This is a genomic window from Streptomyces sp. NPDC056144 (assembly GCF_042264145.1).
GTDB lineage: Bacteria > Actinomycetota > Actinomycetes > Streptomycetales > Streptomycetaceae > Streptomyces.
In genome coordinates this window covers 1,224,425-1,245,909 of sequence record NZ_JBHJVF010000001.1, presented here as the reverse complement: position 1 = coordinate 1,245,909, position 21,485 = coordinate 1,224,425, and the positions used below count along the sequence as shown (strand labels likewise).

Below are 21,485 nucleotides of genomic sequence, written 5' to 3'. Positions count from 1 at the left end.
TTATTCATCGCGAGGGTGAACGGATGCACCTCACCGTCGAGCAGCCGGCTGTTCACCCGTCCGCGCCCTACGCGACGGTGACGAAGACGCTGTGCCGGCCGCTCGCCCCGTCAGGGATGGTCCGCGTGCGCTCTTCGGTCTGCACCTGCCCGGTGCCGTCCGTCGCGCGGACGGTGAGGCGGTGTCCGCCGGGAGTCGCGTTCCAGCGGTACGACCACTGACGCCAGGTGTCGGCGCCCGCCGCCGCGGCGAGGTCCGCGTCCTGCCAGGGGCCGTCGTCGACTCGGATCTCGACGCGGGTGATGCCGCGGTGCTGGGCCCAGGCGACGCCGGCGACGGTGACGGTTCCGGCCGGGGCGCGGGCGAAGGCCTTGGGTGTGTCGATGCGGGTCTGGGTCTTGATCGGCGCCCGGCGCGCCCATCGCCGCTCGACCCAGTAGGGGTCGTACGCGTCGAAGGTGGTGAGCTCGATGTCCTCGATCCATTTGCAGGCCGACACATAGCCGTAGAGGCCGGGCACGAGCATGCGGACGGGGAAGCCGTGCTCGAAAGGCAGAGGCTCGCCGTTCATGCCGACCGCCAGCATCGCGTCCCGGCCGTCCATGACGTCCTCGACGGGGGAGCCGAGGGTCATGCCGTCCACGGAGCGGGCCACCAGTTGGTCGGCCGGCCCGCCCTTCGACGGCGGCCGGACTCCGAGTTCTCCCAGAAGGTCGGCGAGGGGGACGCCCAGCCAGCGGGCGTTGCCGACGTAGGGACCGCCCACCTCGTTCGACACGCAGGTCAGCGTGATGTCCCGCTCGATCAGCGCGCGCCCGAGCAGGTCGTCGAGGGTGAACGTCCGCGGTCGGGCCACTCCCCTGCCGTGGACGCGCAGCCGCCAGGTGTCCGCGTCGACCTTCGGTACGACGAGGGCGGTGTCGACCCGGTAGAAGTCCCGGTTCGGCGTGGTGAACGGACTGATCCCCGGCACCGCGAGCCGGGTGCCCCGGGGCAGCCCGGGGGCGGGGGACGCGGGCGCCGGCAGGACCAGTCCGGCCCGGGAGGCCTCGGCGCCCCGCCCCCGGCGACGGGCCGCCCAGCGGCCGAGGGCGCCCACACCGGTCGCGGCCGCGACGACGGCGGCGGTGGTCAGGAAGCCACGACGGTCGCGGTATGCGGGGGCCTCGGCTCCTGAGGTTCCCGCATCCGCGGTGTCCGGGCCCACCGGCGCCTCGGCCCCTCCGGCCGCCCCTCCCTCCGCCGCGAACGAACCGGCCAGGACGGCCAGCACCACCGCGCCCGCCGCCGCGCCCGCCAGGGACGGCAGGGCGTCACCGACTCCCGCCGAGTCGGGTCGGCTCAGCGCGGCGGCGGCCCCGAGGATCCCGAAGGCCATGACGCCGAGTGCACCCGTACGCCGGTGCCGCAGCGCGACGGTCCCCAGGACCGACGCGAAGACGGCGAGCAGGACGAGGATGCCGAACTGGAGGACGGTCTTGTCGTCCTCCCCGAAGGTGCGGATCGCGAAGTCCTTGACCGGCGCCGGGGTCCGGTCGACAACGGCACCGCCGATGACCGTCACGGGTGCGGCGGCGGGGCGCACCAGGGCCGAGACCAGCTCGGCGACCGCCAGGGCCGTACAGGCCGCCGCCAAGCCGACGAGCGCGCCCCGCGCGAGGGTGCTGAGGGTGTTCCGGAAGCTGCTCACATCCGGTCCTTCGGCGGCCACGGCGCTGCGGATGGGTCGGACCACCCGGACGGGTGCCAATGAAGAGGGCACCGACATCGCATCGTGACCTCCCTGACCCATCCGCAACGGCGTCGGCGCCGAAGTACTTCCGGGAGCTGTACACACAGGCTCTCCGCCGGCCCGCCGAAAGGCGCGGACACCGGCCCGCCCCACCGCGAAGGACCCGCATGCGATGGCTTCCCACTCCGAGGACGACCGCCCGACGTGGCGGCTCCGTCCCGTCCCGACGTCCGGAGCCGGGCAGGTGACCCGGCCGCTCCCCTCCGATGCCCCCGAAGCCGACCCGAAGGGTGACCTGGCGCAGGTCGTCCGGGAGGTCGCCCGGGGCGACAAGCAGGCGTTCTCCACGCTCTACGACGCCCTCGCCCCGCTGGTCTTCGGCATCGCCCTCCGTGTGGTGCGCGACCGTTCCCAGTCCGAGGAGGTCACCCAGGAGGTCATGATCGAGCTGTGGCGCCAGGCCGCCCGCTACGAACCGACGGCCGGAAGCGTGACGGCCTGGGTGGCGACGATCGCCCACCGTCGCGCCGTCGACCGCGTACGGTCGGCCCAGGCAGCCTCCGACCGGGAGCTCGCCCAGGCCGCACGGGAGCACACCGCCGCCTTCGACGAGGTCGCCGAGCAGGTGGAGACCCGGCTGGAGAGCGAGCGGGTACGCCGTTGTCTGCGCGGCCTGACCGAACTCCAGCGCGAGGCGGTGACCCTCGCCTACTACCAGGGCCTGACCTACCGTGAGGTCGCCCAGAGCCTGCAGACTCCTCTTCCCACCATCAAGACACGCATGCGCGACGGACTCATCCGCCTCCGCGACTGCATGGGGGTGACCTCGTGACCCAGCAGCACCACTCCGACCTCCACGCCCTCACGGCGGCCTACGCGCTGCACGCGCTCGACGCCGACGAACGGGACGCGTTCGCCGCCCACCTCACCGACTGCGAGGACTGCCGCAGGGAGGTCAGCGGGTTCGAGGAGACCGCCGCGCGGCTCGCGGCCTCCGTCGGCCGGACGCCGCCCGAGGCCCTCAAGCTGCGGACGCTCTCCGCCGTCGACGGCGTACGCCAACTGCCGCCCCGCGTGCCGGGGGCCGGCCGGACCGCGGGCCTGGCCCGGGTGGTGCGGCGCAAGGCGGTCCCGCTGGCGCTCGCCGCCAGCCTGGCCGCCGCCGCCTCGTTCGCGGGCCTCGCGGCCTTGCAGCACCGGGAGAACGAGGACGCGCGGCAGCAGGCCCGGCAGGCCCAGGAGCAGCTGGAGGCCGTGAGCGGCGTGCTGGCCGCGCCCGACGCCCGGACCGTGCACGGGCGGACCACGAACGGCGCGATGACCACGGTCGTCACGTCGGACCGGCAGAACCGGGCCGTCTTCACGGCCTTCGGCCTTCCGGACCCGACCGCCGGCCACACGTACCAGCTGTGGCTCGACCACGACGGCACCATGCGACCGGCCGGGCTGATCCACGCCGACGGCACCGTCCTGCTCGACGGCGACCCGGCCGACGCGACGGGGGTGGGGCTCACCCTCGAACCGGCGGGTGGTTCGGCGCAGCCCACGACCCAGCCTCTGATGCTGCTGGGCCTGCCGGCCTGACCGCTCCCTCTCTCCGGGCCGGAGCGGGGGGCGTCACCGTTCAGGGAGCCGGGCGCCCGCGGCCGGGGCGGACCGCTTCCCCGGCGGCGGCGCGGGCGAGCAGTTCCTCCTCGATCCGGCCGCCCGTGCCCAGCAGTCCGGTCTGCTCGAAGGAGTACTCGCTGAGGAGCCGGGGAAGTTCGCGGCGGGAGAGCAGGTCCACCGCGAGCGGATAGAACGGCCGCCCGGCCTGGGCCAGCCGGAGCCACGGCGGGGCGTAGACGGAGGCGCGGCGCCGTTCGACACCGCGAACCAGCCAGGACGCGACGCGGTCCACCGGGTACACGCGGCGGGCGGGCGCGGGCATGTGTCCGCGCAGTTCCCGCAGGACAGTGTGGCGGTCCACGTCGCGGACCATGTCGGTGTCGGTCCAGTGCAGGTACGCCACGCCCACGCCGACACCCAGGTGCGCCACCTCGGCCCGCAGGGAGCGGGCGAAGGCCTCGGCGCCCGCCTTGGAGGCGCAGTACGCGCTCATCATCGGGGCCGCGCCGAAGGCGGCGGTGGAGGCGACCTGGAGGAAGTAGCCCCGGGTGGCCCGCAGTCCCGGCAGGAAGACCCGCGCGGTGATCGCGCTGCCGACCAGGTTGACGTCCACGACCCGGCGCCAGGTGTCGGGGGCGGAGCTCTCGAAGGGGCCGCCCTCCGCGACACCCGCGTTGGCGATGACGACCGACGGGGCCCCCAGGACCCGCGTCACCTCCTCGGCCGCCCGTTCCATCGCCGCGTCGTCGGTGACGTCGACCTCCACGACGTGGCTCTCGGTGCCGAGCGTCGCGGCGACGGCGGCGAGGGTGGCGTGCTCCCGCCCCAGCAGCGCCACCCGCATGCCGCGCTCGGCCAGGAGTCGCACCAGTCCCGCGCCGAGCCCGCGGGCGGCGCCCGTGACGACCACGACACGGCCTCGGGGTTCCGTGGAACGGGGCATGAGGGCCTCCGGTCAGGAAGGGTCGGGGCGGGGGCCGACGCCTCGCCGCCTACGGAAGGATTTCCGGAGGCAGGGGTTCCTCGGATGCGCCCGGCGACGGCTTCTCGGCGGCCTCACCCGTCCGGGACGCATCCGGCCGCCGCTCCCGGGACGAAATCACGGCAGTTGCCGCGGCACCCACGCACCCACGCACCCCGCGGCCCGCTGGACGAGGCACGAGGACGGACATGACATGACGGACGCGCACTGGCTCTTCGGCGACCAGCTCGGGCCCGCCTTCCTGGAATCCGGCGACGGCGGTCCGGCCCGCGACGCCCCCGTCGTGATGATCGAGGCCCGGTCCGTCTTCCGGCGCCGCCGTTTCCACCGGGCCAAGGCCCACCTGGTCCTTTCGGCCATGCGGCACCGCGCCGCCGAGCTCGGTGACCGGGTGACGTACGTACGGGCGGACACGTACCGGGAAGGGCTCCGGAAGGCCGTGGGCAACGGCAAGGTGACGGTGCACCATCCGACCTCACGGGCCGCGCTGTGTCTCGTACGGTCCCTCGACAACGTCACCGTGCTGCCGCCGCGCGGCTTCCTGGTCGGACCCGAGGAGTTCGCCGCCTGGGCGGACGGGCAGCGCACGCTCCGGATGGAGAACTTCTACCGGCACGTCCGGCGCGGCCACGACGTCCTGATGGAGGGCGGCGAACCGGCCGGCGGCACGTGGAACCTCGACCACGAGAACCGCCGTCCCCCACCGCGCGGAGCGCGCACGCTGGAAGCCCCGGCTCCGTATCGCCCTCGTGAGAACGGGATCGACGAGGAGGTCCGGCACGATCTGGACCGCTGGGAGCGCGCCGGGGACCTCTCCTTCGTGGGCCGCGACGGGCCCCGGCGGTTTCCCGCGGACCGCAGGCAGGCGCTCGCCGCCCTGCGGCGCTTCCTGGACCACCGGCTCGCCGGGTTCGGCGCGTACGAGGACGCGGTGCTCGCCGCCGACGGCACCATGAGCCACAGCCTGCTGTCGTCCTCCCTGAACCTGGGCCTGCTCGACCCGGCCGAGTGCGTGGAAGGGGCGGAGGAGGTCTGGCGGGCAGGGGGCGCGCCGCTGAACTCGGTGGAGGGATTCGTCCGGCAGATCGCCGGCTGGCGCGAGTACGTGTGGCACCTCTACTGGTACTTCGGCGAGGAGTACCGCACGAGCAACGTCCTCCGGCACACCGGCGCCCTCCCCCCGGTGGTGGCAGGAGCTCGACGCGGACGCCGTGTCGGCCCGGTGCGTGGCGACGGCCCTGCGCCAGGTCCGTGACACGGGCTGGACCCACCACATCCCGCGCCTGATGGTGCTGGGCAGTTACGCGCTCCAGCGCGGCTGGGACCCGGCGGCCGTCACCGACTGGTTCCACCGCAGCTTCGTCGACGGCTACGACTGGGTGATGCTGCCCAACGTGGTCGGGATGTCGCAGTACGCCGACGGTGGCCGGATGACGACGAAGCCGTACACCTCGGGCGGCGCCTACATCGACCGGATGAGCGACCTCTGCGGCCCCTGCCCCTATCGCCCGGACCGTCGGGTCGGCGAGGACGCGTGTCCGTTCACGGCCGGGTACTGGGCCTTCCTCCACCGGCACCGCGACCGGCTCGGCCGCAACCACCGGATGGCTCAGCCCGTACGGGGACTCGACCGGCTGCGGGACCTGCCCGCTCTCCTGGAGCAGGAACGGGGACGCGGGGCGGGACCGCCCTGACCGACCGGACGACGTGCGGGAGCAGTCCGTTCCCCGGACTGCTCCCGCTCGGTGCCGCTGATTACTTGGGCATGAGGACGGTGTCGACGATGTAGACGTTGGCGTTGGCGGTCTTCACGTTGCCGCAGACGACCTTGGAGCTGTCGTTGACGGTGAAGTCCTCGCCGGAGCCCTTCGTCGTGATCATGCCCTTCTGGAGGGTTTCGAAGGAGCCGTTCTCCAGCTGCGACGGGGCGAGCTTCTGGCCGACGACGTGGTACGTGAGGATCTTCGTGAGCGTGGCCTTGTCGGCGAGGACCTTGTCCAGGTCCGCCTTCGGGATCTTCGCGAAGGCGTCGTTGGTCGGCGCGAAGACGGTGATGTTCTCGGCGTTGTTGAGCGTGTCGACGAGTCCGGCCTGCTTCACCGCGGTGACCAGGGTGGACAGGGCCGGGTTGTTCGACGCGGCGGTCGCGACGGGGTCCATCGCCATGCCGTCGAAGGAGCCCGCACCGTCCTTCGGGACGCTCGCACAGGCCGGCCCGAACGGTGCGTCCGCGGCCGTCGCACCCTCCGCCGGGGTTGCCGCGGTGGTGGGGTCGGTGGCCTGGTCCGCGGAGGAAGAGGCGGCCTTGGTCTCACTGTCGGAGTCCGAGCAGGCGGTAAGCGACAGGGGCAGAACGGCGGCGGCGGCCACGGCGATGACGCCACGGCGGATGCTCAGGGAGTTCATGAGTGCTGCTCCTCAGCGAAAGGTCGGAACGGGTGAGCGAGCACGTACGTGCTCACCAACCGTTATTCGGCGCCGCCCGCTCGGCGGATGGGCCTCTCACTCGAACGAGTGAGATCCGGTGTGTTTCGTGGGGAGGAGGAGCTGTCCTGGTGCCGGCTCGGCCCGAGGTTTGCCGTCGGGCCCGTCAGCCCTCGGTGGGATCCCTGCCCGTTCTCCGGACTCGCGCCGAGTCCGCGGTCTAGCGTGCTGACCCGTGGAGTGGCGCACCGCCGCGGTCACATGAGGAGGATCCCGTGTCATCGACCTGCGACCCCCAGTACGCGCCCGCCGGCGACGTGGGTACGGCGCTCATGGTGATCGATTCGCGGCTGAAGGCCATCTACGACGGCAGAACCGAGATCGATCCCGAACAGCGGCGGCTCGACGCACAGCTCACCTCGTCCCTGGGGCCCACCGGCGCCCAGGACCTCATCGACGGCGTCTGCACGATCGTCTTCATGTACATGAGGTGGCTGCGGATGGCCTGCGAGGAGCACGACAAGGACGTCGTCGAGTACGTCGTCCCGAACCTGGTCACCGCCCTGCGCAGGATGCCCAAGAGCATCAGCCCCGAGGCCATTCCCACCATGGCCGGGCTCGTCATCGCGGCCGGGACGGGGCTCAGCCCGAGTCTGTGGCGCGAGCAGTACGGGGAGTGGACCAAGCCCGAGATGAACGCGCTGGAGGCCACCGGCTTCCTGCTGGCCGAGCTCATCAACCGGGTCACCGACGACCGGGAGTTCGCCTCCCGGCTCATCGGACAGGCCCTCACCGACGCCGACGCGCTGCGGGACGAGGGCGAGGGCGAGGACGGAAACGGCGACGGAAACAGAGACGGGTACGGGTACGGGTTCGGGGAGTAGACGGCTGGGCAGCGCCTGGTGTCAGTCGCGTACGGGGGCGCCGAGGCTGCGCTCGCCCGGCCACTCGTCGCTGCACCATTCCCGCTGCTCCGGGCCGCCGCTGTGGTGGGCGAGCGCCGTGTCCAGGTCGTGGTGGACAGGGATGGCGGGGTGGTCGCCCGTGGGGACGAGCGAGCCGTCCGCCGGGATGGCGGCGAGTTCGAGACTCCTGCCGTCGGCCTCCAGGCGGCGGGCCGCCTCCGCGACCGCGAGCTGGCCGCCGGTCGACCAGCCGCGCAGGGCGGTGAGGTCGAGGATGACCGGGCCCGTGCCCCGGGACAGGGCCCAGCCGACCGCGCCGGTGAAGCGGTTCACCGCCTCCTCGGCGCCGAGGTGGCCGGCCAGGGAGAGTATCCCCAGGTTCTGCTGGATCGTGTAACGCCATTCGATCGTCATCGTGCCGCCTTCGTCGTCGCGTCCACGTCGACCGCCATGCTCTCCGCCTGGCCGTCGGCTTCCCTCAGCTCCTCCAGGAGCTCCTTCTGTCCCACCAGCATCTCCGTGAGGATGCGGCGGGCCGCCTGCATGAGATCCGCGACGTCACCGCCCGCGAGCCGGTAGACCACCGTCGCACCTTCGCGCGACGAGGTCACGATGCCGGAGCGGCGCAGGACCGCGAGCTGCTGCGAGAGCGCCGGCGGCTCGACCTCGATGGCCGCGAGCAGGTCGCGTACGGCCATGGGGCCGTTCTGCAGCAGTTCCAGCACCCTGATGCGTACCGGATGTCCCAGCATCCGGAAGAACTCGGCCTTCGCCTGGTAGAGCGGGATCGGCACGGTCTCGGACTCTCTTCACGCCTCGGAAAGGATCGGTAAGGACGGGCCGTCAGGCCTTCTTGACCACGCTGGACTTGAGCTGCATGGGGCCGAAGCCGTCGACCTTGCAGTCGATGTCGTGACCGTCGACGCCGTCGACGAGCTTGATGTTGCGCACCTTCGTGCCGGCCTTGATGCCGGACGGGCTGCCCTTGACCTTGAGCGCCTTGACGACGGTCACGGTGTCGCCGTCGGCGAGCACGTTGCCGACGGAGTCCTTGATCACCTTCTCGCCGTCCCCGGCCCCTTCCGCCGTCTCACCGGCGGACACGGACCACTCGTGACCGCACTCGGGGCAGACGAGGAGCGCGCCCATCTCGTAGGTGTAGGCGCCGGAGCACTCGGGGCAGGGGGGAAGGTTCTCGTTCACCCGATGAGTCTAAAGCGATGCTGGGAATTGCGAAAATTGGCAACTCACCTGGTGAGACGCGTACGCCCTCGCGCGTCAGCCGACGCCCGCGCCGCCGTTGAGCTGGTGGAGGCGCAGGGCCAGCTGCGTCTCCAGTGCCCGGGCCGGGCTGTTCCAGTCGGGGCCGAGGAGCTGGGCGACGCGGTCGAGGCGCTGGACGACCGTGTTGACGTGGACGTGGAGCGCGTCCTTCGCGCGGGACAGCGCGGCGCCGTGCTCGTAGTACGCGCGCAGGGTGCGCAGCAGCTCGGTGCCGCGCTCGGCGTCGTAGGCGAGGACGGGGCCGAGGACGCGCTCGACGTACGCCCCGACGTCGGCCCGGTCGCCGAGGAGTACGCCGATGAAGCCGAGGTCGGCGATGTCGGCGCCCTCGCCCGTACGGTCCAGGGCGTGGAGCGCGGAGAGGCAGCGGCGGGCCTCGGCGTGGAGCGAGGCCAGGGATTCCGGGCCGTGGCCGGGCCCGGCGGCGCCCGCCGTGACGGGGGCGCCGAGGGCCCGGCCGAGGTCCCCGGCGAGGGTGCGGGCGAGGGGGCCCGGCCGGTCTGTGGGGGCGAGCAGGACGACGTGGCCGTGGCGGGTGCCCGACAGGCCGCCGAGCTCGCGGGCGCGGCGCGCGGTCTCGGCGGCGAGCCGGGCGCGCAGGGGCGGGTCGCAGTCGAGGACGGCGACGGTGTGGGCCCTGGCCAGGTCGACGCCGATGCGGCGGGCGCGCAGGGTGAGGCTCCCGCCGTCCCAGCGGGCCGTGGCGGCGGGATCGGCGAGGAGGTCGTCGAGGAGCTCGCCGCGCACCCGGTCCTCGGTCTCGGCGACCGAGCGGCGCATGAGCAGCAGCATGGCGGTGACGAGCGCCGCGCGTTCGAAGAGGCGCCGGTCGGCCTCGGAGAGGTCCGTGCGGCCGGTGAGGACGATGCTGCCGAGGGACTCGGTGCCGGCGAGGACGGCGCAGGTCCAGTGGGAGTCGGCGTGGACGGCGCGGCCGTCGGCGCGGGAGGCGGTGAGGCTGTCGGCGGAGGGCGTGATCGGAGCCGTACCGGTACGGGCGAGCTCGCGGCCGTCGGCGTCGTGGACCGCCACCCCGCCCTGGAGCAGCCCCGCGATCTCGGCCGCGACCTCGGTGATGTCGGCGCCGCGCAGCACGAGCTTGGTGAGGCGGTCGTGGGCGTCGGAGGCGTGGTGGAGGGCTTCGCCGTGGGCGCGGGCGGTGGCGTTGGCGGCTTCGAGCCGGGCGAGGGTGGTGCGGGTCTCGTCGAGGAGGCGGGCGCTGTCGATGGCGACTGCGGCGTGGTCGGCGAGCGAACCGAGGAGGGCGATGGCGTCGGGGGTGAACTCGCGCGGGGTGCGGTCGGCGGCGAAGAGGACGCCGATGATCTCCTCCCCCACCCGGAGGGGCACCCCGAGGATGCCCCGCAGGCCCTCCTCGGCGACGCCGTCGTCGATGGTTCCTGTGTGGCGGTAGCGCTGGTCGGTGCGGTAGTCCGTGCTCGCGTACGGGCGTGCCGTCTGGGCCACCAGGCCGCCGAGGCCCTCGCCCATGCCGAGGCGGAGCTGCTGGAAGGCGGCCGAGACGGAGCCCTCGGTGACGCGCATGAACGTGTCCTGCGCGATCGGGTCGTTGAGGGTGAGGTAGGCGACGTCGGCGCCGAGCAGGGTACGGGCGCGGCGGACGATCGCGCGGAGGACGGCGTCGAGGTCACGGAGTCCGGCGAGGTCGCCGGCCGTGTCGAAGAGGGCGACGAGCTCCGCCTCGCGGCGGCGGTACTGGTCGAGCACGCGCCGGACGGAGAGCGCGACCTCGGTGGTCTCCTCGATCCAGGCGGAGTCGGCCTCGGACGTCGCTCCGGCGGCGCGGGAACGGGCGGGCTGGGCGGCGAGCTCGGCCGCGGGGGCATCGACGGCGAGGAGGTCGAGGAGGTGCCGGGCCGCGGAGGCGGTGGCAGCGGCGGTCGTGGTCGGCGTGCCGGTGCTGGGGGTCGTGGCCATGGGGGGTCTCCTCGCATGCATGGGGGTGTAGTGCCGGCGGTCCCGATCCCGGTCCCGCTCGTGGCGATGCCGATCAGGCCGGAGCTCCGGCCTGATCGGTGCTGCCGCGCTGTCGCCCGGTCCGCCGCCAGCCCCCCACGGTCGAGGCGGCGAACCGGGCTGTTCATGGGCGCCGTGGGCGCCGTGTCCGTCAGACGCGCTCGGCGGCGGTCGCCCGCTCCGCGGCCGGGGCCGCGGCCTTGCTCGCCGCCAGGTCGCGGCCGCGGGTCTCCCGGGTGACCGCCACGGTGATCGTCGTGATCACGGCGGCGATGCAGAGGTAGAGGCTGATGGGGGTGGAGGAGCCGTAGTCCTTGAGGAGCTCGACCGCGATGATCGGCGCGAGGGCGCCGGCCACGATGGAGGCGAGCTGGGAGCCCATCGAGGCACCGGAGTAGCGGACGCGGGTGTCGAACATCTCGGAGATGAAGGCGGCCTGCGGGCCGTACATCGCGCCGTGGAGGAGCAGGCCGGCGGTGACGGCCAGGGCGATCACGGCGAAGGACTTGGTGTCGACGAGGCCGAAGAAGACGAACGCCCAGACGGCCATGCCCACGGAACCGATGAGGGTGACGGGGCGGCGGCCGACGCGGTCGGAGAGGGCGCCCCACATCGGGATGGTGACGAAGTGGACGGCGGAGCCGATGAGGACGGCGTTCAGGGCGGTGCTCTTGGGCAGTTCCAGGTGGACGGTGACGTACACGAGGAGGAACGAGGTCAGGATGTAGTACGAGATGTTCTCGCCGAAGCGGGTGCCGATGGCCGACAGGACCTCGCGCCAGCTGCGCCGGAAGACCTCGACGACCGGGGCGGTCTCCTTCACGCCCTGCGCGGCGGCGGCCTCGGCCTTGGCCTGCGCGGCGAGGAAGATCGGGGACTCGGAGACGGAGACGCGGATCCACAGGCCGATCAGGACGAGGATGCCGGACAGGAGGAAGGGAACGCGCCAGCCCCAGGCCTGGAAGTCCGCGTCGGACTGGAAGGCCGCGAGGAGGGCCAGGACGCCGGTGGCGAGGAGGTTGCCGCCGGGGGCGCCGGCCTGCGGCCAGGAGGCCCAGAAGCCGCGGTGCTTCTCACCGCCGTGCTCGGAGACGATCAGGACGGCGCCGCCCCACTCGCCGCCGAGCGCGAAGCCCTGGACGAGGCGCAGCACGGTGAGCAGGATCGGCGCGCCGACGCCGATGGTCTCGTACGTGGGCAGCAGACCCATCGCGAAGGTCGCGCCGCCCATCATCAGGAGACTGATCACCAGCAGCTTCTTGCGGCCGATCTTGTCGCCGAAGTGTCCGAAGACGATGCCACCGAGCGGGCGGGCGGCGAAGCCGATGGCGTACGTGATGAAGGCGATCAGCGTGCCGACGAGCGGGTCGGCGGTGGGGAAGAACAGCGTGTTGAAGACGAGGGCGGCGGCGGATCCGTAGAGGAAGAAGTCGTACCACTCGATGGTGGTGCCGATGAGGCTCGCGGCGACGATGCGCCGGATCGAGCCGGAGGGCGGGGGAGTCTGCGTTGCGGCGGCCATGTGCACCACTTCCGAGCGGGTGACGGGGACGATGTCTTTGCGCCACACCGTAGAAATGAGCACGTCACAGGCGTATGTGGTGGGCCACCATAGTTCTGGTTCTCAGAGTGAGCACTACCACCATGTCGGGCTCTACAGCTGGAGACTCTGACCATCCCTCCGCGAGGGCCGCTCGTTCTTGACGCCGCTGCACGCCAGGAGCTCGGTCCCGGTGGAATCGAAGTACAGCGTGAAGAACCACGATCGGTCTGCCGCGACGATGTTGCCCGTACGCAGGTGCTCATCGCGGTGCCGAGTGCTGAGGATCTCCACGGTCTCGTCAAGGCCGAGGGTCGTCACGCCGGTCCGCAACGACCGTTTCCACCTTGTCGCGGCGATGCCGAGGACCATCCACTGTGGCGGGTTCCCGTCGTAGAGCATGACCTCGCCGCCGGCGGCGATGGCGTCGCGCGCCGCCTCGCAGGCACGGGTCTGGTCTTGGAGCATCGCGCTGATGTCGGGCTGACGTGGGTTCTCGTCCTCGGTGGCCATGCGGCGACTGTAGGGAACGAGCGGGGAGCGTCGCCACGGGATTCGGCGTGGCCTGAGGTCGGAGGCCCCTCAGTGATCGCGGCGGTGGGGCCCTGGCCGCGGGACGCCTCGCCGACGCCCTGAGCCCGTCGTCCGGTTCACGGCTGTCAACCGGTCGGCGGAAAGGAACCACACCGCCGGCGACCTGGGTCAGCTCCGCTCGCTTTGCGGCGAGTCCGCCGGGAATGTCAGGCGGAACAGGGCGCCGCCGCCCGGGGCCCGTTCGGCCGTCAGCGCTGCGCCGTGGGCGCGGGCGATCTGGAGGGCCATGGCCAGGCCGAGGCCCGAGCCGGGCAGGGCGCGGGCCGTCGTCGCGCGGTAGAAGCGGTCGAAGACGTAGGGCAGGTCCTCCTCGGCGATGCCCGGCCCGTGGTCGCGTACCGTCAGCTCGTACGGGCCGAGGCCCACCTCCACCGGCAGTCCCGGCGGGCTGAACTTCGCCGCGTTGTCCAGGAGGTTGCCTACCAGCCTGGTCAGCCGGGCCGGGACGCCGGGGACGACCGGTGCCCCCGTGACCCGTACGTCGAAGGGCACCCCGGGCCAGTGGTCGCGGGCGGCGGCCACGGTGTGGTCGAGGAGCGGGGCCAGTGCGACCTGTTCGAGGAGCGGCTGCGGTTCCTCGTCCCTGGCGAGCTCGATCAGGTCCGCTACCAAGCCGTTCACCTCGCGTAGCAGCCGCCCCACGGCCGACGCTGCCCGCTCGCGCTGACTTGGCGTCAGCCGGTCGGCGCGGGCGAGCAGTTCGGCGTTGGTGCGCAGTGCGGTCAGGGGCGTGCGGAGTTCGTGCGAGGCGTCCGCGACGAGCCGGCGCCGTGCCGTGACGGACTTCTCCAGTTCGTCGAGCATGACGTCGAAGCTGGCCGCGAGGCGCGCGATCTCGTCCTTGGGCGCGCCTTCGCGCCCCGGCGGCGGTCCGATGCGGTGGCGGGGGTCGCGGGTGGCGGCGATCTGTTCGGCCGTGGCGGTCAGCCGGGCCACCGGGGCGAGTCCGGTGCGGGCGACCCAGGAGCCGAGGAATCCGGCGGTGACCACGCCCGCGGCGGCGGCGAGGGCGAGGAGGCGGGCGACCTGGGCGACGCCGCGTTCCACCGTGTCCGAGCGCAGGGCCACCTGGAGGGCGCGGCCGGGGGCGAAGTCGGTCGTCAGCATCCGGGCGGGGTGCCCGTCGACGGTGACGTCGGTGTAGAACGGGGCCCGTCGTCCGGCGGCCACGGCGCGGGCCGCGTCGGGGACGGGCAGGACGTACGGGTCCGCCGGGTCGTCCGCGCGGTCCTCGGGCACCACCTGGGCACAGCCGGGCGCGGCGAGGAAGCGGCACTCCCCCGCGATGACGCCGGGGCCGGCGCCCTGGTTGCGCTGGGCGACGAGTCTCGCGTACTGGGTCAGGTTCAGCTGGAGCTGGTCGTTGAGCTGGGCCCGGACGATCAGGAAGGCGGCGACGGACATGCCGACGGCGACGACGGCCACGGCGGCGGTGGCGGCGAGGGCCATGCGGGTACGGAGCGGGCGGCGGCGTCGCCAGCGGGCACCGAGGCGGTGGCGCGGGCCGGTGTCCCTGCGTTCCGGTGCCGCCGTCATGCGGGGCCCAGCCGGTAGCCGATCCCGTGCACGGTGTGGACGAGCCGGGGTTCGCCGCCCGCCTCCAGTTTGCGGCGCAGGTACCCCACGTACACGGCGAGGGAGTTGGACTCCGGACCGAAGTCGCTTCCCCAGACGAGTTCGAGGATGAGCTCGCGCGGCAGCACCTGGCCGGGGTGGCGCAGGAGCAGTTCCAGGAGGGACGCCTCGGTGCGGCTGAACTCCAGGGGACGTTCGCCCCGCCGTCCGGTGCGGGTCTCGGGGTCGAGGACCAGGTCCTCGTGGACGAGGAGCCCCGCCCCCGCCCCCTCGTCGGGCGCGGGGGCGGCGCGGCGCAGCAGCGCCCGTACGCGGGCGAGGAGTTCGTCGAGTGCGAAGGGTTTCACGAGGTAGTCGTCGGCTCCGGCGTCGAGGCCGTCGATGCGTTCGCTGACCGAGTCCCGGGCGGTGAGGACGAGGACGGGGGTGCGGTCGCCGGCCGCGCGCAGCCGCCGGCAGACGGCGAGTCCGTCGAGGCCCGGCATCATCACGTCGAGGACGACGGCGTCGGGTTCCCAGAGGGCGACCTCGCTCAGGGTGGCGAGCCCGTCCGGGACGCCCCGGACCTCGTATCCCTCGATGGTCAGTCCGTCCTCGACGGCGGCCCGGACCTCGGGTTCGTCGTCGGCCACGAGTACGCGGTACGCCTTCGGTTCCATGCCCATGCCCCGCATCATGCCAAAGCGTCCCGAACCATCTCTTAGAACGTTCTTAGGGCACGTCGTGAGAGTACGGGCATGGACACACGACGAACCCGTCCGCTCTCCGTGGTCATCGGCGCGGGCGGCACCGGCGGTCACATCTACCCCGGTCTCGCCCTCGCCGACGCGCTGCGCCGCGCGGACCCCGAGGCCGCGATCTCCTTCATCGGGACCGAACGGGGCCTGGAAGGGCGGCTGGTCCCGGGCGCCGGATACCCCCTGCACCTCGTCGACATGATCCCGTTCGACCCCGGTCTCGGGGCGCGCCGCTTCCTGCTCCCGGCCGACCTGGTGAGGTCGGCGGCGCAGGCGCGGGAGATCGCGCGCGCCCAGGGGGCCGAGGTGGTCGTGGGCATGGGCGGCTACCCGAGCGCGCCCGCCGTGCTCGGCGCGCGGCTGGCCGGGCTGCCCGCCCTCATCCACGAGTCGAACGCCGTGCCGGGCCGGGCCAACCGTTTCGCGGCCCGGCTCACCCCGCATGTCGCGGTCGCCTTCGACCCCGCCCGGTCGCATCTGCACGGCGGGCAGAACGCGCTGACCACGGGCATGCCCATCGCGGCCGAGCTCGCCGAGCTGGCCGCCCTGCCCGCCCGCTCCCCCGCCCGCGAGGCCCGCCGCGCGGCGGCGAGGCTGCGGCTCGGCGTGCCCGAGGGCCGCCGTCTGGTCGTGGTCAACGGCGGAAGCCTGGGCGCCGCACGGCTGACCGAGGCCGCCCTCGGTCTCGCGGAGCGGTGGAGCGACCGCGACGACGTCCACTTCCTCGTGAAGACCGGGCCCGCGGCACTGGCGGACGCCCGGCAGCGGCTGAGTACGGGCGGCGGGGAGCGGGTCGCCGCGGCCGTGCCGTACCTGGACCGGATGGCCGACGCGTACGCCGCGGCCGATCTGCTGCTGTGCCGGGCGGGTTCCGCGACGGTCGCCGAGCTGGCCGCCACCGGCGTCCCGGCCGTCCTGGTGCCCTACCCGCACGCGCCCGGCGACCACCAGACGCACAACGCCCGGGTGCTCACGGACGCGGGAGCCGGGCTGCTGCTGCCCGACGCCGAGACGACGGCGGACCGGCTCGCCGGGATCGTCGCCCCGCTGCTGGCCGAGCCCGCGCGGCTCGCCGCCATGACCTCGGCCGCGCCGCCCGGCCCGCACGCCCACGCCGCCGACCTGCTCGCGGCCGAGGTGCTGCGCCTCGCGGGACGCCCGCGGCTGCGCCCTCTTCCCTCCACTCGTCCCACTTCCCTCAGCACCGCACGGGAGCAGATATGACCACTACCGGACTCACCACCGCACTCACCACCGCGCTCACCCCTTCGTCCTCGCCGGATGCCGCCTCCGTGTGGCGGGGCAGGACGGTCCTCGTCACCGGCGGCGAGGGGTTCATCGGCTCGACGCTGATCGACCTGCTCGTGGCGCGCGGCGCCCGCGTCCGCGCGTTCGTCCACTACAAGCCGTACGCGGAGAAGGGCTACCTGGCCCGCTACCTGGACGACGACCGGGTGGAGATGTGGGTCGGGGACGTCCGCGACCCGGGGCGGGTGGACGACGCCGTGGCCGGGTGCGACACCGTCTTCCACCTCGCGGCGCTGATCGGCATCCCGTACAGCTACGTGTCCCCCGGCGCGTACGTGCAGACGAACGTGACCGGCACGGAGAACGTCGCCGAGGCCTGCCGCCGTCACGGCGTACGGCGTCTCGTCCACACCTCCACCAGCGAGGTGTACGGCTCCGCCCTCACCGTCCCGATCTCCGAGGCCCATCCGCTCCAGCCGCAGTCGCCGTACTCGGCGTCGAAGATCGGCGCGGACATGATGGCGCTCTCCTTCCACCACGCCTTCGAGCTGCCCGTGACGGTGGTACGGCCCTTCAACACGTACGGGCCGCGCCAGTCCGCCCGGGCGGTCATCCCCACGATCCTCGCCCAACTGCACTCCGGGGCACGGGAGATCAAGCTCGGCTCGCTCACCCCGACCCGCGACTTCACGTACGTCACCGACACCGCCGAGGGCTTCCTCGCGGTGGCCGAGTCCGACCGGGCGCTCGGGCACGTGGTGAACCTCGGCACCGGCCGCGAGATCTCCGTGGGCGACCTCGCGCGGGCCCTCGTGGAGGCCTCGGGCCGCGAGGCGCGGATCGTCACCGACCCGGCCCGGCGGCGGCCCGCGGGCAGCGAGGTCGAACGGCTCGTCTCCGACAACTCCCGGGCCCGCGAGTGGGCCGGCTGGGAACCGCGCGTCTCGCTCTCCGAGGGGCTGCGGCGCACGTCGGAGTGGATCGCCGAGAACCTCGGTCTCTTCGCTCCGGACCGCTACCAGGTCTGATCCGGCGCGTGCGTCAGCCCGTGACGGCGAGCTTGCCGTCACGGCGGCGGGGCTCGCGCCCGGGCTGCCGCCGGGGCCGCGCCGTCAGCAGGGTGACGGCGGTCCCGATCGCGGCCCAGGCGCCGAGCACCAGGAGCGAGGTGCCGACGGCGTTGCGATGGAAGTACGCGATCGAGCGCGCCGCCCAGGTGCCCGCGCCCGGCGGGAGGAACGGGCCGATAGCGCGCCAGAACGGGGGGGGCGGCTCACCCGTCCCAGAAGGGCCGTGAAGGTGTTTCACGGCCCTTCCCGCATGTCCTCAGCTCGCGGTCCAGCCCCCGTCGAGGGCCAGGGAGGTCCCCGTGAGGTAGCCGGAGTGCGGGCCGCAGAGCCACAGGACCGCGGCCGCGACCTCCTCGGACTCCAGGAGTCGCTTGACGGGCGAGCGGGCCAGCATGACGTTGGACAGCACGTCGCCCTCGCTGATGCCGTGGGCGGCCGCCTGGTCGCGCACCTGGCCCTCGACGAGGGGGGTGCGGACGTAGCCGGGGTTGACGCAGTTGCTGGTCACGCCGTGCGGGGCGCCCTCGATCGCCGCGACCTTGCTCAGGCCCTCCAGGGCGTGCTTGGCCGCGACGTAGGCGGACTTGTAGGCGCTGGCCCGCAGTCCGTGCACGCTGGAGACGTTGACGATCCGACCCCAGCCGCGCGCGTACATGTGCGGCAGGGTGTGGCGCATCAGCAGGAACGGCGCGGTGACCATCACCTTCTGGATGAGCTCGAAGCGCTCCGGCGGGAACTCGGTGAGCGGCGCCACGTGCTGGAGACCGGCGTTGTTGACGAGGATGTCGACCTCGGCCGGGAGTCCGCCGATGGCGGGCCCGTCCGCGAGGTCGGCCACGTGGGCCTGGCCGCCGGCGAGCTCCGCGACGGCCTTGGCGGCCTCGGCGTCCCGGTCGACGACGTGGACCACGGCCCCGACCTGCGCGAGGGCGAGCGCGCAGGCCTTGCCGATGCCGCTGCCGCCACCGGTCACCAGAGCCGTACGACCGCTGAGGTCGAGCGCCCCGCCGGGCGGCGGAAGGGGCGTGGGCTGGGGAGATGTGTGCGTCATGGTCGGAAACGCTAGGGAGGGCCCTGGGCTCGTCCCATGTGGGCAACACCCATAATCCGGCGATTAGTGGTGTCGGAGATCTCTATGAGTGCGGCACGGGTTCCCCGCCGCCGTGCCTTGTCCGGTAACCGTCTTGTCAGGAACCCCTTAGTCAGCGGGCCCGCGCGATGGCCATGGATGCCCGTCACACGAGCTCACCGCGAACCCTGGCTGTCCCACCCATGTCAACGCCGTCGCGCCCGCCCCGATGATGCACGGCACCGCCCTTCGAGCCGTTCCCCATCCCCAATCCCCATCCCCCTCAGGAGGCAGTCGTCATGGGACAGCCCTTCTCCCGCCTCACCGCCGGCGTCCGGCGCTGGGCCACCGCCGCCGTCGGCGCCCTGGCCCTCACGGCCGGTCTGATGACCGTCAGCCCGCAGGCCTCGGCCGCCGGGCTCACGCAGATCACCGGCTTCGGTTCCAACCCTGGCCACCTGTCCATGTACACGTACGCGCCCGACGGCCTGCCCTCCGGCGCCCCGCTCGTGGTCGCCCTGCACGGCTGTACGCAGAGCGCGAGCGACTACTACGCGAACTCCGGCTGGCCCAAGTTCGCCGACCTGTACGACTTCGCCCTCGTCCTTCCCCAGACGAGCAGCGCGAACAACTCCAACTCCTGCTTCAACTGGTTCGAGTCGGGTGACAGCACGCGCGGTCAGGGCGAGGCGCTGTCGATCAAGCAGATGGTCGACGCGGCCCTCGCCCGGTACGGAAGCGACTCCCGGCGCGTCTACATCACCGGCCTCTCGGCCGGCGGCGGGATGACGGCCAACATGCTCGCCGCCTACCCGGACGTCTTCGCGGGCGGCTCCGTCGACTCGGGGCTCCCCGCCTCCTGCGCGACCAGCGTCTCCTCCGCGTACACCTGCATGTACAGCCCGCCGAACAAGACGCCCGCCCAGTGGGGCGCGCTCGTCCGCGCGGCCGCGCCCTCCGGCACGACCGCCTGGCCCCGGGTCGCGATCTGGCAGGGCACCTCGGACACCACCGTGAAGCCCGCCAACGCCACCGAGCTGCGCGACCAGTGGACGGACGTGTGGGGGCTCGGCCAGACGCCGACCCGCACCGAGAGCCTCAGCGGCGGCACCACACTCACCAGCTACGAGGACGCCACCGGCAAGCCGGCCGTCCAGGTGTACTCGATCTCCGGCATGGCCCACGGTCTCGCCGTCGACCCCGGCAGCGGCCCCGAGCAGTGCGGCACCACCGGCACGTACTACCTCGACACCATCTGCTCCAGCTACCACACCGCCCGCTTCTGGGGCCTCGACGGCGGCACGCAGAACCCCGGTTCCCTCCCCGCGCCCGCCGGCCTCGCGGTCACCGGCGTCACCGACACCACCGCGTCCCTCGGCTGGACGGCCGTCTCCGGCGCGGTCTCGTACGACGTCCTCCGCGCCGGTACGAAGGTGGGGACCGCCACCACGACCTCGTACACCGACACCGGCCTGACGGCCGGGACGGCGTACGGCTACACCGTGGCGGCCGTCGACGCGGCCGGCACGCGCGGCGCGGTCTCCGCCGCCGTGACCGCGACGACGACCGGCACCGGATCCGGCCACACGGTCACCTGCCACACGGCGAGCAACTACGACCACACGGTCGCCGGGCGCGCCTACCAGAGCGGCGGCTACACGTACGCGACGGGCTCGAAGGAGCCCATGGGCCTGTGGAACACCTTCACCGTCCACACCCTGAAGCAGACGGCGCCGGGCTACTACGTCCTCGCGGACGGAGGCTGCACACCCTGAGTCCGCCTGCCCATCTGACCAAGGGGGGTTGAGGTGGTGATCACCACCTCAACCCCCCTTGGTATGTGGATGACAGCCATGGTTGCGCCCTTCCCACCTGCCTAGGCTCGCTGCCCATCGGTAGTACTGGCACCGGCTCCGACCAGCACGGTCGACGCATCCCGGCTGCCCGAGGGAAAGGGACCGTATGGGTCTGGACAAGACAGTCGCGAGCGCGGCGGAGGCGGTGGCCGACATCGTCGACGGCTCCACGCTCGCGGTGGGCGGCTTCGGTCTGTGCGGCATACCGGGCACGCTGATCGACGCACTGTGGCAGCGCGGTACGCAGGACCTCGGCATCGTCTCGAACAACTGCGGAGTCGACGACTGGGGCCTCGGGCTGCTGCTCGCCGCCGGTCAGATCTCCCGGATGACGAGCTCGTACGTCGGCGAGAACAAGGAATTCGCCCGCCAGTACCTGAGCGGCGAGCTGGAGGTCGAGCTCGTGCCGCAGGGCACGCTCGCCGAGCGTCTGCGGGCCGGCGGCGCCGGGATCCCCGCCTTCTACACCCCCGCCGGGACCGGCACCCAGGTCGGCGAGGGCGGGCTGCCCTGGCGGTACGCCGCCGACGGCTCGGTCGCGGTGGCCTCGCCGCCCAAGGAGACACGCGAGTTCGGCGGTCGCCCGTACCTCCTGGAGGAGGGCATCACCACGGACTTCGCGCTCGTCCGCGCGACCATCGGCGACCGGCACGGCAATCTCGTCTTCCGTTCCTCGGCGCGCAACTTCAACCCGCTCGCGGCGATGGCCGGACGGATCACGGTCGCCGAGGTCGACCACCTCGTCGAGCCCGGCGAGCTCGACCCCGACGAGGTCCACCTGCCCGGGATCTTCGTCCAGCGCGTGGTCAAGGTCGCCCCCGGCGACCCCGCCGCCGAGCGGCGCATCGAACGCCGGACCGTACGACAGGAAGGCGGCGCCTGAG

General features: G+C 73.0%; 20 protein-coding genes and 1 pseudogene. 8 read left to right on the top strand and 13 right to left on the bottom strand.

The features are described from left to right. Window positions 1–67 precede the first annotated feature (67 nt). Window positions 68–1,768, bottom strand: a complete 1,701-nt coding sequence (locus ACFC0Z_RS05350) for a molybdopterin-dependent oxidoreductase (protein WP_376432929.1) — start codon at window positions 1,766–1,768, stop codon at window positions 68–70. A 208-nt stretch (window positions 1,769–1,976) separates the two neighbouring features. Between ACFC0Z_RS05350 and sigK the strand changes: the two genes are divergently transcribed. Continuing rightward, window positions 1,977–2,564: an ECF RNA polymerase sigma factor SigK gene (sigK, locus tag ACFC0Z_RS05345; protein WP_376433475.1), complete on the top strand. Its 588-nt coding sequence runs from the start codon at window positions 1,977–1,979 to the stop codon at window positions 2,562–2,564. Beyond that, on the top strand, window positions 2,561–3,316 hold the full coding sequence (locus ACFC0Z_RS05340) for an anti-sigma factor domain-containing protein (protein WP_376432927.1): 756 nt from the start codon (window positions 2,561–2,563) through the stop codon (window positions 3,314–3,316). The genes sigK and ACFC0Z_RS05340 overlap by 4 nt, the downstream gene beginning before the upstream one ends. Window positions 3,317–3,356: 40 nt before the next feature. Here ACFC0Z_RS05340 and ACFC0Z_RS05335 read toward each other — a convergent pair whose 3' ends face one another. Further along, window positions 3,357–4,283: an SDR family oxidoreductase gene (locus ACFC0Z_RS05335; RefSeq protein WP_376432925.1), complete on the bottom strand. Its 927-nt coding sequence runs from the start codon at window positions 4,281–4,283 to the stop codon at window positions 3,357–3,359. A 232-nt stretch (window positions 4,284–4,515) separates the two neighbouring features. Here ACFC0Z_RS05335 and ACFC0Z_RS05330 point away from each other — a divergent pair. Next, window positions 4,516–6,016 (top strand): annotated as a pseudogene (locus ACFC0Z_RS05330) (cryptochrome/photolyase family protein). A gap of 61 nt (window positions 6,017–6,077) precedes the next feature. Here ACFC0Z_RS05330 and ACFC0Z_RS05325 read toward each other — a convergent pair. After that, entirely contained in the window at window positions 6,078–6,728 is a 651-nt protein-coding gene (locus ACFC0Z_RS05325) for a fasciclin domain-containing protein (protein ID WP_376432924.1), read from the bottom strand. Between the two features lie 293 nt (window positions 6,729–7,021). On the opposite strand from ACFC0Z_RS05325, the gene ACFC0Z_RS05320 reads away from it, so the two are divergent. Next, the gene (locus ACFC0Z_RS05320) at window positions 7,022–7,630 is read left to right on the top strand and encodes a hypothetical protein (protein WP_376432923.1); all 609 of its coding nucleotides are present in this window, start codon (window positions 7,022–7,024) and stop codon (window positions 7,628–7,630) included. A gap of 21 nt (window positions 7,631–7,651) precedes the next feature. On the opposite strand, the gene ACFC0Z_RS05315 is transcribed toward ACFC0Z_RS05320, so the two are convergent. The 8 genes from ACFC0Z_RS05315 to ACFC0Z_RS05280 form a co-directional block, all read right to left on the bottom strand. Further along, window positions 7,652–8,065: an anti-sigma factor antagonist gene (locus ACFC0Z_RS05315; protein ID WP_376432922.1), complete on the bottom strand. Its 414-nt coding sequence runs from the start codon at window positions 8,063–8,065 to the stop codon at window positions 7,652–7,654. Next, window positions 8,062–8,445, bottom strand: a complete 384-nt coding sequence (locus ACFC0Z_RS05310; protein WP_376432920.1) for an ArsR/SmtB family transcription factor — start codon at window positions 8,443–8,445, stop codon at window positions 8,062–8,064. The genes ACFC0Z_RS05315 and ACFC0Z_RS05310 overlap by 4 nt, the downstream gene beginning before the upstream one ends. Window positions 8,446–8,494: 49 nt before the next feature. Further along, on the bottom strand, window positions 8,495–8,854 hold the full coding sequence (locus ACFC0Z_RS05305; protein ID WP_376432918.1) for a zinc ribbon domain-containing protein YjdM: 360 nt from the start codon (window positions 8,852–8,854) through the stop codon (window positions 8,495–8,497). Window positions 8,855–8,929: 75 nt separating this feature from the next. Continuing rightward, a complete protein-coding gene (locus ACFC0Z_RS05300) occupies window positions 8,930–10,873 on the bottom strand; it encodes a helix-turn-helix domain-containing protein (protein ID WP_376432916.1) in 1,944 nt (647 codons plus the stop codon). Between the two features lie 190 nt (window positions 10,874–11,063). Further along, complete coding sequence (locus tag ACFC0Z_RS05295) at window positions 11,064–12,434, bottom strand: MFS transporter (RefSeq protein WP_376432914.1); 1,371 nt, start codon at window positions 12,432–12,434, stop codon at window positions 11,064–11,066. Between the two features lie 132 nt (window positions 12,435–12,566). Continuing rightward, window positions 12,567–12,965 carry a hypothetical protein gene (locus tag ACFC0Z_RS05290; RefSeq protein WP_376432912.1) on the bottom strand — a complete coding sequence of 133 codons (399 nt, stop codon included), beginning with the start codon at window positions 12,963–12,965 and terminating at the stop codon, window positions 12,567–12,569. 189 nt (window positions 12,966–13,154) lie between these two features. Continuing rightward, on the bottom strand, window positions 13,155–14,582 hold the full coding sequence (locus ACFC0Z_RS05285; RefSeq protein WP_376432910.1) for an ATP-binding protein: 1,428 nt from the start codon (window positions 14,580–14,582) through the stop codon (window positions 13,155–13,157). Then, the gene (locus tag ACFC0Z_RS05280; protein ID WP_376433473.1) at window positions 14,579–15,295 is read right to left on the bottom strand and encodes a response regulator transcription factor; all 717 of its coding nucleotides are present in this window, start codon (window positions 15,293–15,295) and stop codon (window positions 14,579–14,581) included. The genes ACFC0Z_RS05285 and ACFC0Z_RS05280 overlap by 4 nt, the downstream gene beginning before the upstream one ends. Before the next feature lie 63 nt (window positions 15,296–15,358). Here ACFC0Z_RS05280 and ACFC0Z_RS05275 point away from each other — a divergent pair, with 63 nt between their 5' ends. Next, window positions 15,359–16,582, top strand: coding sequence for a glycosyltransferase (locus ACFC0Z_RS05275; protein ID WP_376432908.1), 1,224 nt, complete (start codon window positions 15,359–15,361; stop codon window positions 16,580–16,582). Next, window positions 16,579–17,634, top strand: coding sequence for a GDP-mannose 4,6-dehydratase (locus tag ACFC0Z_RS05270; protein WP_376432906.1), 1,056 nt, complete (start codon window positions 16,579–16,581; stop codon window positions 17,632–17,634). Before ACFC0Z_RS05275 ends, ACFC0Z_RS05270 begins: the two co-directional genes overlap by 4 nt. A 13-nt stretch (window positions 17,635–17,647) precedes the next feature. Here the strand turns inward: ACFC0Z_RS05270 and ACFC0Z_RS05265 are convergent, their stop codons facing one another. Beyond that, window positions 17,648–17,914 (bottom strand): hypothetical protein, encoded by a 267-nt coding sequence (locus ACFC0Z_RS05265; RefSeq protein WP_376432904.1) that lies wholly within the window; start codon window positions 17,912–17,914, stop codon window positions 17,648–17,650. 18 nt (window positions 17,915–17,932) lie between these two features. Further along, window positions 17,933–18,727 (bottom strand): 3-hydroxybutyrate dehydrogenase, encoded by a 795-nt coding sequence (locus ACFC0Z_RS05260; RefSeq protein WP_376432903.1) that lies wholly within the window; start codon window positions 18,725–18,727, stop codon window positions 17,933–17,935. A 317-nt stretch (window positions 18,728–19,044) separates the two neighbouring features. On the opposite strand from ACFC0Z_RS05260, the gene ACFC0Z_RS05255 reads away from it, so the two are divergent. Then, window positions 19,045–20,520, top strand: coding sequence for a PHB depolymerase family esterase (locus tag ACFC0Z_RS05255; protein WP_376432901.1), 1,476 nt, complete (start codon window positions 19,045–19,047; stop codon window positions 20,518–20,520). A 187-nt stretch (window positions 20,521–20,707) separates the two neighbouring features. Beyond that, window positions 20,708–21,484 carry a CoA transferase subunit A gene (locus tag ACFC0Z_RS05250; protein ID WP_376432899.1) on the top strand — a complete coding sequence of 259 codons (777 nt, stop codon included), beginning with the start codon at window positions 20,708–20,710 and terminating at the stop codon, window positions 21,482–21,484. Window position 21,485 lies beyond the last annotated feature (1 nt).